This window comes from Succinimonas sp. (assembly GCF_045225735.1).
In the GTDB taxonomy this organism is placed as follows: Bacteria; Pseudomonadota; Gammaproteobacteria; order Enterobacterales; family Succinivibrionaceae; genus Succinimonas.
The window spans coordinates 1-14286 of sequence record NZ_JBGVBR010000069.1 but is presented as its reverse complement, the minus strand read 5'-3'; the positions used below and the strand labels follow the sequence as shown (position 1 = coordinate 14286).

The window sequence follows — 14286 nt, the reverse complement described above, 5'->3', positions numbered from 1 at the left end:
AGTAATACAATAGATGCCGGTTCCATCCTGATGAATATGAACAGAATGCGTCTTGAGGCCGGCGGCGCCGAGACCCTCCATAGCCTTAGCAGAATGCCGGAAGCAAGACCCGAAGGGCTTAAGGAGACCTCAGGGGCTCAGGATTTCGGGGATATGCTTAAGCAGGCTCTGGACAATGTCAACAGCCTCCAGATCAAGGCTGATACCGCCAGAGATCGTTTCGACATGGGGGATCGCTCCATGACCCTGGCTGATGTTATGATTGCCAGCCAGAAGGCTTCCATTGCTCTGGAGGCTACGGTGCAGCTCAGAAACAAGATGACCGAGGCATACCGGACAGTTATGCAGATGCAGTTCTAAAATAAAAAGACCAGACGGACGTTTTCCGGTGGTGAGGTAATATGGCCAAGAATGAGATTGCGGTTGCCGACGGAGGAGAAGCGGCGGCCGACGGAGTGAATGTATCCAAGCCCTCCCCGTTTAAAGTGCTGCAGAACGCCGATGCCATGCGTTCTGTCATTATTATTCTCTGTCTTGCCATTATGCTGGTGGCGGCTCTTATCGTTATCTTCTGGGGCCGGGAGCCGGTAATGCGGCCTCTGGGCAGTTATTCCGAACAGGAGGAGCTTAATGCGGTAATCGCCTATCTCAAGCAGCATCAGTATGAATACCGCTTTGACGAAATCCGGGACGGCAAAAAGAATACAGTGTCCGTGACCGTGGATGACTACGACAGGATCGTCGAAGGTCTGACGGTTGACGGAATTACGTCATCCGCTCCCCGGGACGGTTCCCAGATCCTTTTGGAGGATTCTAGCTTCGGCGTCAGCGCCCGCAAGGAGGAGGAACGTCTTAAATACGCCCGGGAGCAGCAGATTGCCAGCATGCTGCAGCATAATCGCAAAATTTCCGAGGCGAAGGTGCTTTTGGCCATTCCGCCCCGGAACGTCTTCACCCGGGAAGCCCGGCATCCCTCGGCTGCGGTGACCGTCAAGGTTGCCGGCTCCGGCACACTTTCCCCCAGCGAGGTTGATGCCATTGTGGACAGCGTGGCCGCAGCGGTGCAGGGACTGGATCCCTCCCGGGTCACCCTGATCGACCAGAACGGCCGCCTTCTTAATTCCGGTTCCATGGATGCGGCCTCTCAGGCCATGAGAAGAGCCACGGAGCTCCAGAGCCAAAAGGAAAACCAGTATAAGCTTAAGATCGAGGAGATTCTTACTCCGATTCTGGGCTATAACAACTTTACTCCCATGGTGGCGGTGGCCATTGACAATGTGGATGAGGAAAAAACCTCCCAGACCTACAACAACACCCCCACCATCCGTTCCGAGCAGGTATCCGAGGAGCTGAACTCCTCACGCACTCCCAGCGGCGTTCCCGGAGCGGCGACCAATCAGCCGCCGGCCAATGCCCAGCTTCCCGAGGTCAATCCCGGGGATGCGGCTGCCACCGGCGTCAGAACCAACGGCATTAACATCGGATCTCAGGGGAATTCCTCCCGCAGCGCCACCAGAAACTATGAGGTGGATACCACCATCAGCCACTCCCAGAAGAAGAGCGGCAGTATCGAGCGTCTCAGCGTTTCCGTAGCCGTTAATTACAAGGAAGGCACCGACAAGGACGGAAATCCGGCCCGGGTGCCCCGCACTCAGGAAGAGCTGGGCAAAATTGCGGATCTTCTTAGAAACGGTCTTGGCATTGATGAAACCCGGGGGGATACTCTGGCGGTTCATACAGTGAAATTCTTCCAGCAGGAGGCCGAGGACTTCGCGGAAACTCCTTTCTATGATCGGCCGGCTTTTGAAAAGGCTCTTCGCATCGGCATTTCCGCTCTCATTATCATTGCCATTCTGATGTTCCTGGTGCGGCCTCTGGTAATGAATCTCATAAACCGCAAGCCGTCTGACGAAGCCGGGAAGGAGGCGGATCTGGATAACGGTTTGGCTCTGGAGGGGGATGACGACCTCAATCTTCTGGTCAGAAACGAGGACGGTCCTCTGGCGCTTTACGATATCAAGAACGGCCAGATTGTGCTTCCGGAGCTCCACAAGGATGAGGATCTCCTTAAGGCGGTGCGGGCCTTGGTGGCCAATGAGCCGGATCTGGCGGCGCAGGTGGTCAAGGACTGGGTTTCTGTGAATGAGGTGAAATAATCATGGCCGCAGCAAATAAAAACGCCGGTAACAGCGGTGGCAGCAAAGGGGGGCCGCTCAGCAAGACCGAGCTTTCCGACGAGCAGAGAACGATACTGACCTCCATGAGCGGTATTGAAAAGGCCGCCGTGCTGATGCTGAGCCTTAACGAGGAGGATGCCGCCGGCATCTTCCGGCATCTGGAGCCGAAGCAGGTGCAGAAGCTGGGCATGGCCATGGCCTCCATGACGGATTTCAGCAATGAGAAGGTGTCAGCGGTGCACCGGCTTTTTCTGGAGGACATTCAGAAGTATTCCAACATCGGCATCGGTTCTCAGGACTTTGTCCGGAAGGCTCTTACCGCTGCCTTGGGCGAGGACAAGGCCGGCAATCTCGTGGATCAGATTATCATGGGTTCCGGAGCTCACGGTCTGGATTCCCTGAAGTGGATGGACGCCCGGCAGGTGGCTACCATTATCCAGAACGAGCATCCGCAGATTCAGACCATTGTGCTGTCATATCTGGAGCCGGAGCAAAGCGCGGAAATCCTGAGCCAGTTTCCGGAACCGGTGCGGCTGGATCTCATTATGCGCATAGCCAATCTGGAGGAGGTGCAGCCGGCGGCTCTCCAGGAACTCAACGAAATCATGGAGAAGCAGTTTGCCGGATCCTCCAGCGCTCAGGCGGCCAAGATGGGCGGTCTTAAGGCGGCGGCTTCCATTATGAACTACCTGGATACCAATATCGAAGGCCAGCTTATGGATGCCATCCGGGATAACGATGAGGAGATGAGCCAGCAGATCCAGGATCTCATGTTCGTCTTTGAAAATCTTATCGACGTGGACGACCGCGGCATCCAGACCCTGCTCCGGGAGGTATCGGGAGATCTCCTGCAAAAGGCTCTCAAGGGGGCGGACGACAATCTCAAGGAGAAGATCTTCAAGAATATGTCCAAGCGTTCCGCCGAAACCCTCAAGGAGGATATGCAGACCATGGGGCCCATGCGCATCAGCGATGTGGAGGCCGCGCAGAAGGAAATCCTTACCATTGCCAGAAGACTGGCCGACAGCGGCGAGATCGTGCTGGGCGTGGGCGGCGGAGATAATTTTGTGTAATCTTTCTCAGCAATGTCCGCCGGCTTCTGCCGAAAGGTTCCGGGAGGATAATGCCAGTTCCTGGCAGATTTTTGCTGTCCCGGCAGCCGGATCCTTTGCTGACCGGCTGCCGCCGCTTTTTAACACCGCCTCCGCGGCTTTTTTTATTTGGCACCGGCCCGTTTTTCCTTGCAAATTTTGGTGAAAGTTTCCTATGAGCGAACATGACAACCCCTCCCTTATGGAGTTCGAGTATCTCAATGATGCCGGCACTGAAGCCCGTAAAAAAAGCACCAATGCCATGGGGTATGCCAGCGACTGGTATGAGCAGGGCATGGAGAATGAGAAGCGGAACCGGGAACGGGCCCGGGAGGAAGCTGAGATCCGGGCCAGCATGCCGACTCTGGCGGAAATCGAGGAGATCCGCAAGGGGGCCTATGATGACGGTTTCCGGGAGGGCAAAAAGCTGGGCTTTGAGGCCGGACATGCCGAGGGGGTGCCCGCCGGCGAAAAGGACGGCCGGGAGCAGGGGCTTCGGCAGGGCTACGATGAGGGACTTAAGGCCGGAATGGCGGAGATGCAGCTTCAGGCCGCCCGTTTCTGTTCCTACGCCAATCATCTGGTGAAGCCCATTCATGATCTGGATGAGGAAACCGCTTCAGAGCTTATCTATCTTGCGGGCAGACTGGCCCGGGCCTTTATTAAAAGAGAGGTGAGCAAAAGCGCCGATTATGCGGCCATGGAAATTGCCGAGGCCTGCCGGCTTTTGCCTGCTGCCTCCGGAGACGTGTCAGTCAGCATTAATCCCGCCTTCATTGACGAAGTCAAAGTCATTCTTAACAATCCCGCCGTGCGCCTCGTGCCGGATCCCTCCCTTAAGCCCGGAGATCTCCGGGCCGACGTGGCCATGAGCAGCATTGAAATCAATATAGAGGAAAGAATTGACGCTTTTCTGGCGGAGTTTCTGGCCATGAACCGGGAGCGGCGGAAGGATGCTTCTCAAAACTCCTCCTTCGCTCAGGATCCCTCCTGCGAGGAGGTTCTTAAGGCGGCCGAGCCTCCTGAGGAAGCTCCTCCGGAGCCGCCCCGGGCGGTGTCTCCGGCTCAGGGAGGCATATCTCCGGCCCCCGGGGGCAGAAAACCCGTGAGATCCGGTATTACCCCCGCTCCCGGAGGCGCTAAGTCATGACCATTCTGGACAGTCTGCAGAACTGCATGATCCCCGGCGGCCCCGAGAGCCCCCGGGTTTCCGGCCGACTTACCCGGGTGGTGGGTCTGACCCTGGAGGCGGTGGGGCTCAGGGCCGCCGTGGGTTCCATCTGCCGCATCGAAACCGTCTCGGGCACTATGGATGCCGAGGTGGTGGGCTTTGCCGGCGATAAAATCTATCTTATGCCTTCGGAGGATCTGAAGGGAGTAGTGCCCGGAGCCCGGGTTACCCCCATCTCCTCCGGAAGCGCCATTCCCTACGGCATGCATCTTCTGGGGCGGGTAATTGACGGCATCGGGCAGCCCATTGACGGTTTGGGCCCTCTCATAAAGGATCGCCGGGAGAATTTTACCCCCCAGCGCATGAATCCCCTGGCCCGGAAGCCCATCAAGGATCCCATGGACGTGGGAGTGCGGGCCATAAACTCGGTGATCACCGTGGGCAAGGGGCAGCGCATGGGGCTTTTTGCCGGATCCGGCGTAGGAAAGTCGGTGCTTCTGGGGATGATGACCCGGGGATCTGCCGCCGATGTCACGGTGGTGGGGCTTATCGGGGAACGCGGCCGCGAGGTGAAGGAATTTATTGAGGATATCCTGGGGCAGGAGGGCCGGGCCCGTTCGGTGGTGGTGGCGGCTCCGGCAGACGCTTCCCCTTTGATGCGGCTTAAGGGCTGCGAAACCTCTCTGGCCATTGCGGAATATTTTCGGGATCAGGGCAAGGACGTGCTGCTCCTCATGGATTCTCTGACCCGCTATGCCCAGGCTCAGCGTGAAATCGCTCTGGCCATCGGGGAGCCGCCGGCCACCAAGGGCTATCCGCCTTCGGTGTTTGCCCGGCTGCCGGCCCTGGTGGAAAGAGCCGGCAACGGTTCGGAAAAGCAGGGCTCCATTACCGCATTCTTCACCGTGCTCACCGAAGGCGATGACCTGCAGGATCCCATCGCCGATTCGGCCCGGGCCATTCTGGACGGTCATATCGTGCTGTCCCGGGCTCTTGCGGACAGCGGGCACTATCCGGCCATTGACGTGGAGAAGTCCATTTCCCGCGTTATGCCCATGGTAACCTCCGACGAGCATATGAACATGGCCCGGGCGGTGAAGCAGTGCTACTCCCTTTACGAGCAGAACCGGGATCTGATTTCCATCGGAGCCTACCAGGCCGGAGCGGATCCCCGCATTGACCGGGCCATTAAGATGAAGCCTTATATTGACAGCTTCCTCCAGCAGAAGATGAAGGAGGTTATTCCCTACAAGGACTCAGTGGATGGGCTGAAGCAGCTCTGCCAGACGCTGATGCAGTAGCGGCACCCGGGAAGCCTGCGGGACAATAATGAGATAATGACGAGATGATGACGGGACGAAATAATGACGAAATAATGACAGCGGGAAGGGCTGCGGTTACGGCGAGGATGTCATGAGCAATGCTTTAAGTCTTCTTCTGGAAAGACTCCGGGACAAGGAGGATGAGGCCAGAAACGCCTATCTCATGGCGCTGGAATCCGAACGCAGCTTTAAAAGACAGCTGGACGCTCTAAACCAGTACCGGTCGTTCTATTCCTCCGAGCTTACCAATAAGGGATTGCAGGGCCCGGTAGCCACCTCCTCCTACAGTCATTTCACCTCCTTTATCGGGCGGCTGGACAAGATTTCCCAGGAGCAGCTGGACGGTCTCCGCAAGGTGCAGGGAGAAACCGCCAAGCGTCTGACTTTCTACCAGGAGATCCAGGCCAAAAGAAAGGCCATTGAATTTCTGATAGAAAAGAGACATCAGGAAAAGCTGGCCCGGGAGGTGAAGCAGGAGCAGAAGATGAGTGACGATTTGGCGACGAACCGGTATTTCAAGGTGCATTCCGGAGGCTCTGATTAACGGCGCTCCCGAGACTGTTTCCGAACAGAGCCGTTTGTCATGGGGTTCTGCGGGATGCTTCGGAACGATTTTTTTGTGAGAGGTAATACATTTTTTTACGTTTTTTGTTTTTTTCTGAAATTTTCTTAATGCGGTAACCGGATCTGGCAAGCTGTTTGCAGCAGTATAAGCAAAGACAATCCCCAGGCAATCAGGCAGTCATAAAAATGACTTAAGGAATCCCAGATGTTCGCAGCAAATACCATAGCTTCCCAGACCTCCTCTTCCGTTCCGGCCGTAAGCTTCCGCGAGGGCGATTTTTACGATCTGGCCGCCGAGACCGATGATTACAGCGCCGGCCTTTACGAAATTCCGGTAACCGACGCCGACTGCGAGCTCAGCCAGGATTAAGGGCATTTGACCGTATCCCATGAATTATCCTGACGTAATACCGTCTCAGGGGCGACCCCGGATGCGTCAGGTCAGGTGTCAGCATGTCAGTTTGCTGACGGTTTTCTGACAGTTTTTCTGCTGCTGTTACGACAGCTTCCCGTTTTCTTTCCTCTCGTTTTTCCCCGCCGGCAATCTGGCGGGGAGTTTTCGTTGTTCAGAAAGTCTCACCTGTCAGTCTTAAGGCACATTCCTGAAGGCGATCCCGTGCTTCGGCTCATCAATCATAAGATTTCGGAAAAAAATGAATTTTTACCGGATGGTGGCAGGTATTTTGCAAGAGTATAAGCAGAGACAATTTCCAAACCACCAGGCAGTCATAAAAATGACTTAAGGAATCCCAGATGTTCGCCGTAAATACCGTAGCTTCCAATACCGCTTCTTCTGCTCCTGCCGTAAGCTTCCGCGAGGGCGATTTTTACGATTTGGCTGCCGAGACCGATGATTACAGCGCCGGCCTTTACGAAATTCCGGTAACCGATGCCGACTGCGAGCTCAGCCAGGATTAAGGGCATTTGACCGTATCTCATGAATTATCCTGACGTAATACCGTCTCAGGGGCGCCCCCTGGATGCGTCGGGTCAGGTGTCAGCATGTCAGTTTGCTGACGGTTTTCTGACTATTTTTCTGTTGCTGTTCCGATTTTTCCGTTTTCTTTCCTCTCTTTTTTTCCCGCCGTCATCTTGGCGGGGATTTTCATTAACCCTGACATTTTTCACCATATCTGACATGAGCTCTGATCATCCATGATTCGGAGTACGAGTCACATCCGAAGCCTTTTATTTTTGCGTCATATTTCACACGATGATTCTTAGCTTCCCGGATTAATGCGGTAAAACACGGTCTTGTGGTAGTATGTATTCAGCACGGATTGCCGCTTCCGCAGGAACACGCTGTCATGCGGTGCTTTTTTTATGATGAGCAGGATAATCTGTTACAGAGGTGATTCATGAGATTACGCCGGAGCTGCAAGACCTCTTTGAAAGAGATACCGGCGCAGCCTGCTGAAGCGGGTAAGCCAGGCAATTACGGATGAAGATGCGGAGCCGGCCCGGAATGCTCTTCCAAAGGGAATGCGGGGAGCGCTGGCAAAGTATGCGAGAGCGGAATTACGAGAACTGGAAGAGGGAGCCTGGGAGCGAGCGGCGGCAGAAAAGCATGGCAGGGCCTTAAAGCCTCAGGAGAACTGCTGAAGAAATCAGAGTGTGGCAAGCATCTTGCAGAAGTAAAGCAAAGACCTTCCAAAGACAATCAGGCAGTCATAAAAATGACTTAAGGAATCCCAGATGTTCGCCGCAAATACCGTAGCTTCCAATACCGCTTCTTCTGCTCCTGCCGTAAGCTTCCGCGAGGGCGATTTTTACGATCTGGCCGCTGAGACCGATGATTTCAGCGTCAGCCTTTACGAGATCCCGGTAACCGATGCCGACTGTGATCTCAGCCAGAATTAACAGTATGAGGGAGAGATTCTTCACCTGCAACAGACTCATAGGTTCCGCATATTCCGCGGGACATTGAGAGTTACCTGATGCTTCGTATTTCCGGCGTATCCGGCAATCCTTTAAGGAGCGGGACAGTCTTTGAGAAGACAGGTTCCGACCGGCAAACCGGGGCATGCGGAGATCAGGGAAAAGGCAGCCGGGGCGCTGTGAGCAGCTTCCCCGGCTGTTCCTCTTTCCGGGAACCTCAGGTGCTGTTCTTACGTCATAAGCTCCTGTTTATCCGGCATCTGCCAATCATTCTTCCGTCATTCCCGGTATCGCTTCTTCCGGCGCCCGTTTATGACATTGCAGGCACGGTCATTTCTGACCTGGTTCTCCCGGCTTTTCAGCCACCGATACCGGAGCTGTCATTTTTCCGGCGCCGGCAATGCGAAAGCATTGGCAGCATCCTTTTCCCGCTCCCTGATTTTTTTTATCCCCGGCGCTGTTCCCGGGAAAGCCGGCAGGATAAGGCTTTCCCGGGAAAACGTTTTCTTGCGCCAGGGATTTCGGGCAGATTTTTTAAAAACAGGGAGGGCATCTGGCAGATATCTTGCAAGTATCAGGCTGGCAATGAGGATTACATAACTCAGTTATCAATAACTTAAGGAATGCAAAATGATATCAGTAAATGCCAGCGCTTCAGTGAATCCCGCTTCCGCTCTAAGCATTTGTCAGGGCAGTCTCTCTTTGGGACAGTCAGGTGTTTCTCTGAAAAGCATTATCAATTTTGGTGACCAGGATGTTTCGGTTGTCGATCTTATCGGTTCTGATGCGGCAATCGCCTCTAACGACTGTCAGGCTGCTTCCGGATCTGAAATCTGGACTCTGGGTGATTTTTACGACCTTTCCGCTGAAGTCTCTGATTACAGCCTGAAGCTTTATGAGACCGAGCTTACGGCTGAGGATTTTGACCTTGGCGCGCGGCTGTGATTGTCAGGACGGCTTTTTTTTCCGACGCAGATCTTTTCTTCTCTCACTCTCAGAACCGCGGCTCCCTTTATGCGGGGCCGGGGTTCTGCATTTTCCGGCTCAAAAGTGACCTCTGCCGGGTATTCAGCTTCTCTTATTTAATTATTTTTGCAGAAATTTATCTTCTGGCAGGTTAATTGCATCAAATGTGCTGTATTTCAGCAAGCAGTCATGTAATTGACTTAAGGAAACGGCAATGTTACCTGTTATGGCAGATTTTTCCAGCGCTTCATCCCTGTTAACTCTGGGAACTCCGCTTGCCGGCGCCTCCGGTGTTTCCGGGAGCGGCGCCTCTAACGGCATTTCCTTTAAGAGTCTTCTGAATGAAGGCGACAGCGAGACCCGGATGCCGGAAATCACTGCAGAACCGGCCGGCAGTTTTTTGCCGGAGACTCAGGATACTGCCGCTTCCCGGATTGCCGCCGATCTGAAGCCCCTTAACGGCAATGAGGCGCAGAAGGAAGATAACGCAAAAGAGGCAGCCGGATCCGGGGAGGAATCTCTCAAGGAGGCTGATTTCTATGACCTTGCCGCTGACAATGATGATTTAAGCCAGAAGCTCTATAGTGAAGAGCTTACCAGCGCTGATTATGAGCTTTATGATCCGCTGTCCCGGGCCGGGGAGGAGATCTCCTCTGAGGATCTCCGGAGGTATGCCGCTTTGCCGGACAACGGAAGCCGGGATCTTCCTGCCGCTCCTTCATCTGTAAATATAAAGGAGATGTTTTCCGAAACTGCATTAACCCCGGAAATCATCAGCGTTCTTAATCAGGGAAACACCGCTCCGGCGGAGGAGAGCGCCGTTTCCGCTGCCTCTCATCCGGTTCTGCTGTCATCTGATTATGACGATACTGCCTTGGCAGCTTCTGCCGCAGAGAAGACCTCTTTTGCCGGTCATTATTCTCAGGAAAGCGCTGAAGATAACACTGAAGCCGCCCCCGCGCTGCTCAGGGAAGCCACTGTTACCGCTGCCGCTCCCGGACTTACCCCGGAGCTTCCGGAGGAGATGCCCTTTACATTAGTAACTGCATTTACGGCCCCGGCTGGGAATGCTGCTGAATCTTTAACCCCTGCGGCTTCTGAAGCTCTGATCCTTGATCCTGCCTCGGAAGCGCATAGTTACCGGGCCATGCCTTACCTCATGCCGGAGGATAAAGATCTGCCGGTTACCGGCTCGCTGTCCCGGGATGATGTTTCCGGAAGCGCCGTTACGGATGCCGGAGAAAGCATCGCGGTAATCTCCGGAGCAGGGGCCGCAGAGCATCCGGCAATAAAGACAAATGAAAAGACACAAGAAATAGCTCCTGATTACCGGGCGCTGCCCCGCGTTGCCGCCGGGAATGCTGCGGGACATGCGGTGATAAACGCCGCTGATTGGGGAAGCAGCGCTCCGGAAATGGTTTATGTCCCGGAAGATGATATGATTCCGGTGTCAGCAAAGGAAAGCGCCGTTCCTGAGAACGCTGCCGGCATGACTGCGGCAAAGCCGGAAACCCCGGTTTCCGCAGAGGTCAGCGGTAAAGAGCCGGTTTCGGGACTTTCTCCCGAGCTTAAGCTGGCCAATCCTTCTGAAGGATCCGCAATGTTTTCTCAGGCAGCCGTCTCAGATCCGGCTATTGCTGCCGCCCGCACCCGGACAATACCCGAAAACGTCAGGGCAATTCCGGAGAATACTGCGGTAATGTCCCCGGAAAAGCGCGATCCTGCGGAGCCTGTTATAACTAAGATCCAAGAAGCTGTTATTCCGGCTGTCCCGGAAGTCCCCGAGAGCATTCCGGAGACCTATGAGAGCGCCGTAATTTCTCCGGAAAACCTCCGCTCTGCTGCGGCGGTTATGACGAATCAGAGCCGGGAAGCTTCTATTCCGGATTCTCATGAGAGCTTTTCAGCTTCCCCGGAAAAGACCCATCCTGAGGCGGTCATGACTGGCCTGCAGCCGAAAGCCGCAGCTGCAGCGCCGGCAGAATCGGTTTGGGAGACCATTCGCAAAGACCATGGGGAGACTTATGCGTCAGCTGCAGCCTCTCCGGAAAATGAGGCTCCGGCCTTCGTGAGCCCCGAAAGCGGCCCTGATGCCGCTTCTGAAGCCCGGCAGCTTAACACGGCGGCTTCCGGGAACCATCTGGTATCAGATGCTGATCCTTCCCGGGAAGACGAAGCTCCTGTTTCAGGAAGCGCTGCCGCTTCTCATGATATCCGGTTTTCATCTTTGCGGGCTTCGGCTCCGGAACAGCTTTCCGGGGATAAGGCTAACTCCGCTCCTGAAAGCTCTCCCCGTCCTGATTTCAGCGCCAGGAATCAGTCTGCCGGACGGGAAGCTCCTTCTGGTAAGCTTGCTGCCAAAATGACCGATAATGTCAGGGAATCCTCTGAAAGAGCACCGGATCTCAGATCTCTCAGCAAAATGACCGGTCTTAAAAGCGTGACGGTACGCGAGTCGGCTCAGCCTGTAATCCGCGCCGCCGGACTGGGACTTGAAGCAGCGGGTGTCCGGGAAAACGGCGCCGCTTTGGACGCCTTGAATCTCCTTATGGCCCAGAAGAGTGTCAGCACCGGCATTGTGAGTTCCGCTCCGGTCTTCTTCGGGGAGCCGGAAGGTTTGGCGGCAGTTTCGGACAGCGGCTTTCAGGATGATGCCGCCGGGGAGACTCTGCCGGACAGCAGCGCCATGATTTCTGCCAGCGCTGAGACCGGGGGAGATGAGACCGGGGAGAGCGGGAGCTTCGCAGGGGAGCAGCGTTCCTCCGGATCTCGCGAGGGACTGATTCCGGGCGGGGAGCCCCGCAGCAGCGCACCCGCCGCCGGAACCGGGAGCTTCGGCAGCATTTTCGGGAAAGGGCTTTTCGGAACCGGCGGAAGCGCTCAGGAAGCTGACAGCGCCGTCCTGACCGGAGCCGTGCGGCTTTTTGAGGGACAGCCCAGGGAGAATGCCGAGAGGCTCCGGGATCAGGTGCTCCGCATGGCCGCCCGCAACCTCCGGAAGGTGGAAATCGCTCTGACTCCGGAAAGGCTGGGACACCTTAAGATCGAAGTGGAAATGGGGGATTCCGGCAAAGCCCGGGTGCATTTTGCGGTACAGAGCTCCGAGGCCCGGGAGGTTCTTTCTCAGAGCATGGATCGGCTCAGAGACAGTCTGGCCGAGGCCGGCATCAGCCTTGAGGGACATACCGTGGATCAGGAAAGCGGCGGGGAATCCCGGGGCCGGGAAAGAGCGGAACGGGAATGGGAGAATTCCCTGAGACGTCTGGCCAGATCCGGCAGACATGCCGAGTGGCAGGACAGCCTTAAGGGAGCCCTGAATACTCTTTCGGGAGCATCCGGCATCAGGAAATTCTGGTAACAGGCGGCCGCCGGCCCCGGAGGCAGATCCCTTCGGGGCTTATTCTTCGCTTCCTGTTCCTTGTTCCTGAGGGACTTTTCCCCGGGATCTCCGGGGCATTTTCCGGCGGGGAGAGTGTCCGGATCTCCGAGATGGCGGGAAATTCGCAAAATTTGCTACAATTCCGGCTTTGATCTGCCTTTGCTCTCCGGTTTAAAGATAGAATATGAGGGGCAAAGCCCGGAACCGGGGTGACTTTGACAGCAAAAGCATGTCAGGATTATTTTCAGGAACATATCAGGGGCGGAATCAGCGCGATAACGGGACGGAATTATGACGGACGGAAATCAGGAACAGCAGCTTAACCTCGGGGGAGATGACGGCGGAAAAAAGAAAAAGCTGCTTATTATCATCATCGCGGCCGCAGTGCTCCTTCTGGGCGGCGGCGGGGCTGCCGTGGCTCTTTCCGGCGGCGACTCCGGCTCTGCGGAGGAGCCTCAGGTTCAGCTTCCGGGCGCTGCTGCTCCCGGCATTCCCGAGATCCTTTATCTCAACATCAAAAAGCCGTTTGTCATCCAGATCCCCACCAAGCCCAGACACCGCATGATGCAGGTAAAAATGCAGATCACCGTGAACTCTCAGGACAATCTGGATCTGGCCACGCTGCATGAGCCTCTGATAAAGAATGCCATCAGCGAGGTGCTGTACAAGTATCAGAACCAGCCGGACATCTACAACATGATAGAGGGCCGCCGGGAGGTTAAGGCTGCCTGCCTTAAGGAGGTTCAGGAGGCTATGCTGAAGGAAACCGGAAAGCCGGTGGTGGAAAAGGTTCTTTTTACCGATTTTGTAATGCAGTAACAGGGCAGGGCTGACAAAGTGTCTGATATTTTAAGTCAGGATGAAATTGACGCGCTCCTCCATGGCGTTGACGATGTGCCGCCGGAGGAACCGGAACAGGACGACAGCGGCAGCGACGGCGGTTTTGCCAAATATGATTTTGCCGCTCAGGATCGCATAGTCCGCGGGCGCATGCCCACTCTGGAGCTGGTGAACGAGCGTTTTGCCAGACATCTTCGTATTTCCCTCTTCAACATGATGCGCCGCACCGCCGAGGTTTCCATAAACGGCGTTCAGATGATTAAATTCGGCGAATATGTGCATACCCTGTTCGTTCCCACCAGTCTGAATATGGTGCGTTTCCGGCCTCTTAAGGGCACGGGGCTGATCACCATGGAGGCTCGGCTGGTCTTTATCATGGTGGAGAATTTCTTCGGCGGCGACGGCCGGTACCGCGCCAAAATCGAGGGCCGCGAATTCACCCCCACCGAGAGACGCATTATCCAGATGCTCATGAAGATAATCTTTGAGGATTACCGGGAAGCCTGGTCTCCGGTTATGGATGTGGAATTCGAATACCTGGACAGCGAAGTAAACCCGGCCATGGCCAACATCGTCAGCCCCACCGAGGTTATTGTCATCAATTCCTTCCATATCGAGCTGGACGGCGGCGGGGGAGATTTTCATATTGCCATGCCTTATTCCATGGTGGAGCCGATCCGCGAGCTTCTGGATGCCGGCGTGCAGTCGGACAAGGGAGACACCGACATTCGCTGGAGCAAGGCTCTCCGGGAAGAGGTCATGGGAGTTAAGGTGGGCCTTAAGGTGCAGCTTATGGAATTTCAGCTTACCCTCCGGGATATTGAAAACTTTAAGCCGGGCACGATCATTCCGGTGAAGCTGCCGGATCATACTCTGGTTTTTGTGGAGGATTTGCCCA

General features: G+C 55.4%; 13 protein-coding genes. All 13 read left to right on the top strand.

Going from position 1 to position 14286, the window contains the following annotated elements; all coding sequences use genetic code 11:
• Positions 1-360: flagellar hook-basal body complex protein FliE (gene fliE / locus ACJROR_RS02460; protein ID WP_406545710.1), on the top strand; the 360-nt coding region annotated here is incomplete at its 5' end.
• A 41-nt stretch (positions 361-401) separates the two neighbouring features.
• Positions 402-2156, top strand: a complete 1755-nt coding sequence (gene fliF, locus ACJROR_RS02455) for a flagellar basal-body MS-ring/collar protein FliF (RefSeq protein ID WP_406545709.1) — start codon at positions 402-404, stop codon at positions 2154-2156.
• A 104-nt stretch (positions 2157-2260) separates the two neighbouring features.
• Positions 2261-3250 carry a flagellar motor switch protein FliG gene (gene fliG / locus ACJROR_RS02450; RefSeq protein WP_406041628.1) on the top strand — a complete coding sequence of 330 codons (990 nt, stop codon included), beginning with the start codon at positions 2261-2263 and terminating at the stop codon, positions 3248-3250.
• Positions 3251-3443: 193 nt separating this feature from the next.
• Complete coding sequence (locus ACJROR_RS02445) at positions 3444-4418, top strand: FliH/SctL family protein (RefSeq protein WP_406545708.1); 975 nt, start codon at positions 3444-3446, stop codon at positions 4416-4418.
• On the top strand, positions 4415-5740 hold the full coding sequence (fliI, locus tag ACJROR_RS02440; RefSeq protein ID WP_406041556.1) for a flagellar protein export ATPase FliI: 1326 nt from the start codon (positions 4415-4417) through the stop codon (positions 5738-5740). The genes ACJROR_RS02445 and fliI overlap by 4 nt, the downstream gene beginning before the upstream one ends.
• Before the next feature lie 112 nt (positions 5741-5852).
• Complete coding sequence (gene fliJ / locus ACJROR_RS02435) at positions 5853-6305, top strand: flagellar export protein FliJ (protein ID WP_406545707.1); 453 nt, start codon at positions 5853-5855, stop codon at positions 6303-6305.
• Between the two features lie 225 nt (positions 6306-6530).
• Positions 6531-6695 carry a hypothetical protein gene (locus ACJROR_RS02430; protein ID WP_406041552.1) on the top strand — a complete coding sequence of 55 codons (165 nt, stop codon included), beginning with the start codon at positions 6531-6533 and terminating at the stop codon, positions 6693-6695.
• A gap of 383 nt (positions 6696-7078) precedes the next feature.
• Positions 7079-7243, top strand: a complete 165-nt coding sequence (locus ACJROR_RS02425) for a hypothetical protein (RefSeq protein ID WP_406545706.1) — start codon at positions 7079-7081, stop codon at positions 7241-7243.
• Between the two features lie 777 nt (positions 7244-8020).
• Positions 8021-8185, top strand: coding sequence for a hypothetical protein (locus ACJROR_RS02420; RefSeq protein WP_406545705.1), 165 nt, complete (start codon positions 8021-8023; stop codon positions 8183-8185).
• 648 nt (positions 8186-8833) lie between these two features.
• On the top strand, positions 8834-9148 hold the full coding sequence (locus tag ACJROR_RS02415; protein ID WP_406545704.1) for a hypothetical protein: 315 nt from the start codon (positions 8834-8836) through the stop codon (positions 9146-9148).
• A 235-nt stretch (positions 9149-9383) separates the two neighbouring features.
• Positions 9384-12527 carry a flagellar hook-length control protein FliK gene (locus ACJROR_RS02410; protein ID WP_406545703.1) on the top strand — a complete coding sequence of 1048 codons (3144 nt, stop codon included), beginning with the start codon at positions 9384-9386 and terminating at the stop codon, positions 12525-12527.
• Positions 12528-12839: 312 nt separating this feature from the next.
• Complete coding sequence (locus ACJROR_RS02405; RefSeq protein ID WP_406545702.1) at positions 12840-13367, top strand: flagellar basal body-associated FliL family protein; 528 nt, start codon at positions 12840-12842, stop codon at positions 13365-13367.
• 18 nt (positions 13368-13385) lie between these two features.
• Positions 13386-14286 (top strand): flagellar motor switch protein FliM (fliM, locus tag ACJROR_RS02400; RefSeq protein WP_406545701.1); only part of this gene is annotated, 901 nt, incomplete at its 3' end.

What these genes read in the sequence shown, in the direction of transcription:
- ACJROR_RS02445 (WP_406545708.1), top strand. Translation starts at nt 3,444, where the DNA reads ATGAGCGAACATGACAACCCCTCCCTTATGGAGTTCGAGTATCTCAAT.
- fliJ (WP_406545707.1), top strand. Translation starts at nt 5,853, where the DNA reads ATGAGCAATGCTTTAAGTCTTCTTCTGGAAAGACTCCGGGACAAGGAG.
- fliG (WP_406041628.1), top strand. Translation starts at nt 2,261, where the DNA reads ATGAGCGGTATTGAAAAGGCCGCCGTGCTGATGCTGAGCCTTAACGAG.
- ACJROR_RS02420 (WP_406545705.1), top strand. Translation starts at nt 8,021, where the DNA reads ATGTTCGCCGCAAATACCGTAGCTTCCAATACCGCTTCTTCTGCTCCT.
- ACJROR_RS02425 (WP_406545706.1), top strand. Translation starts at nt 7,079, where the DNA reads ATGTTCGCCGTAAATACCGTAGCTTCCAATACCGCTTCTTCTGCTCCT.
- ACJROR_RS02415 (WP_406545704.1), top strand. Translation starts at nt 8,834, where the DNA reads ATGATATCAGTAAATGCCAGCGCTTCAGTGAATCCCGCTTCCGCTCTA.
- ACJROR_RS02430 (WP_406041552.1), top strand. Translation starts at nt 6,531, where the DNA reads ATGTTCGCAGCAAATACCATAGCTTCCCAGACCTCCTCTTCCGTTCCG.
- fliI (WP_406041556.1), top strand. Translation starts at nt 4,415, where the DNA reads ATGACCATTCTGGACAGTCTGCAGAACTGCATGATCCCCGGCGGCCCC.
- ACJROR_RS02410 (WP_406545703.1), top strand. Translation starts at nt 9,384, where the DNA reads ATGTTACCTGTTATGGCAGATTTTTCCAGCGCTTCATCCCTGTTAACT.
- fliF (WP_406545709.1), top strand. Translation starts at nt 402, where the DNA reads ATGGCCAAGAATGAGATTGCGGTTGCCGACGGAGGAGAAGCGGCGGCC.
- ACJROR_RS02405 (WP_406545702.1), top strand. Translation starts at nt 12,840, where the DNA reads ATGACGGACGGAAATCAGGAACAGCAGCTTAACCTCGGGGGAGATGAC.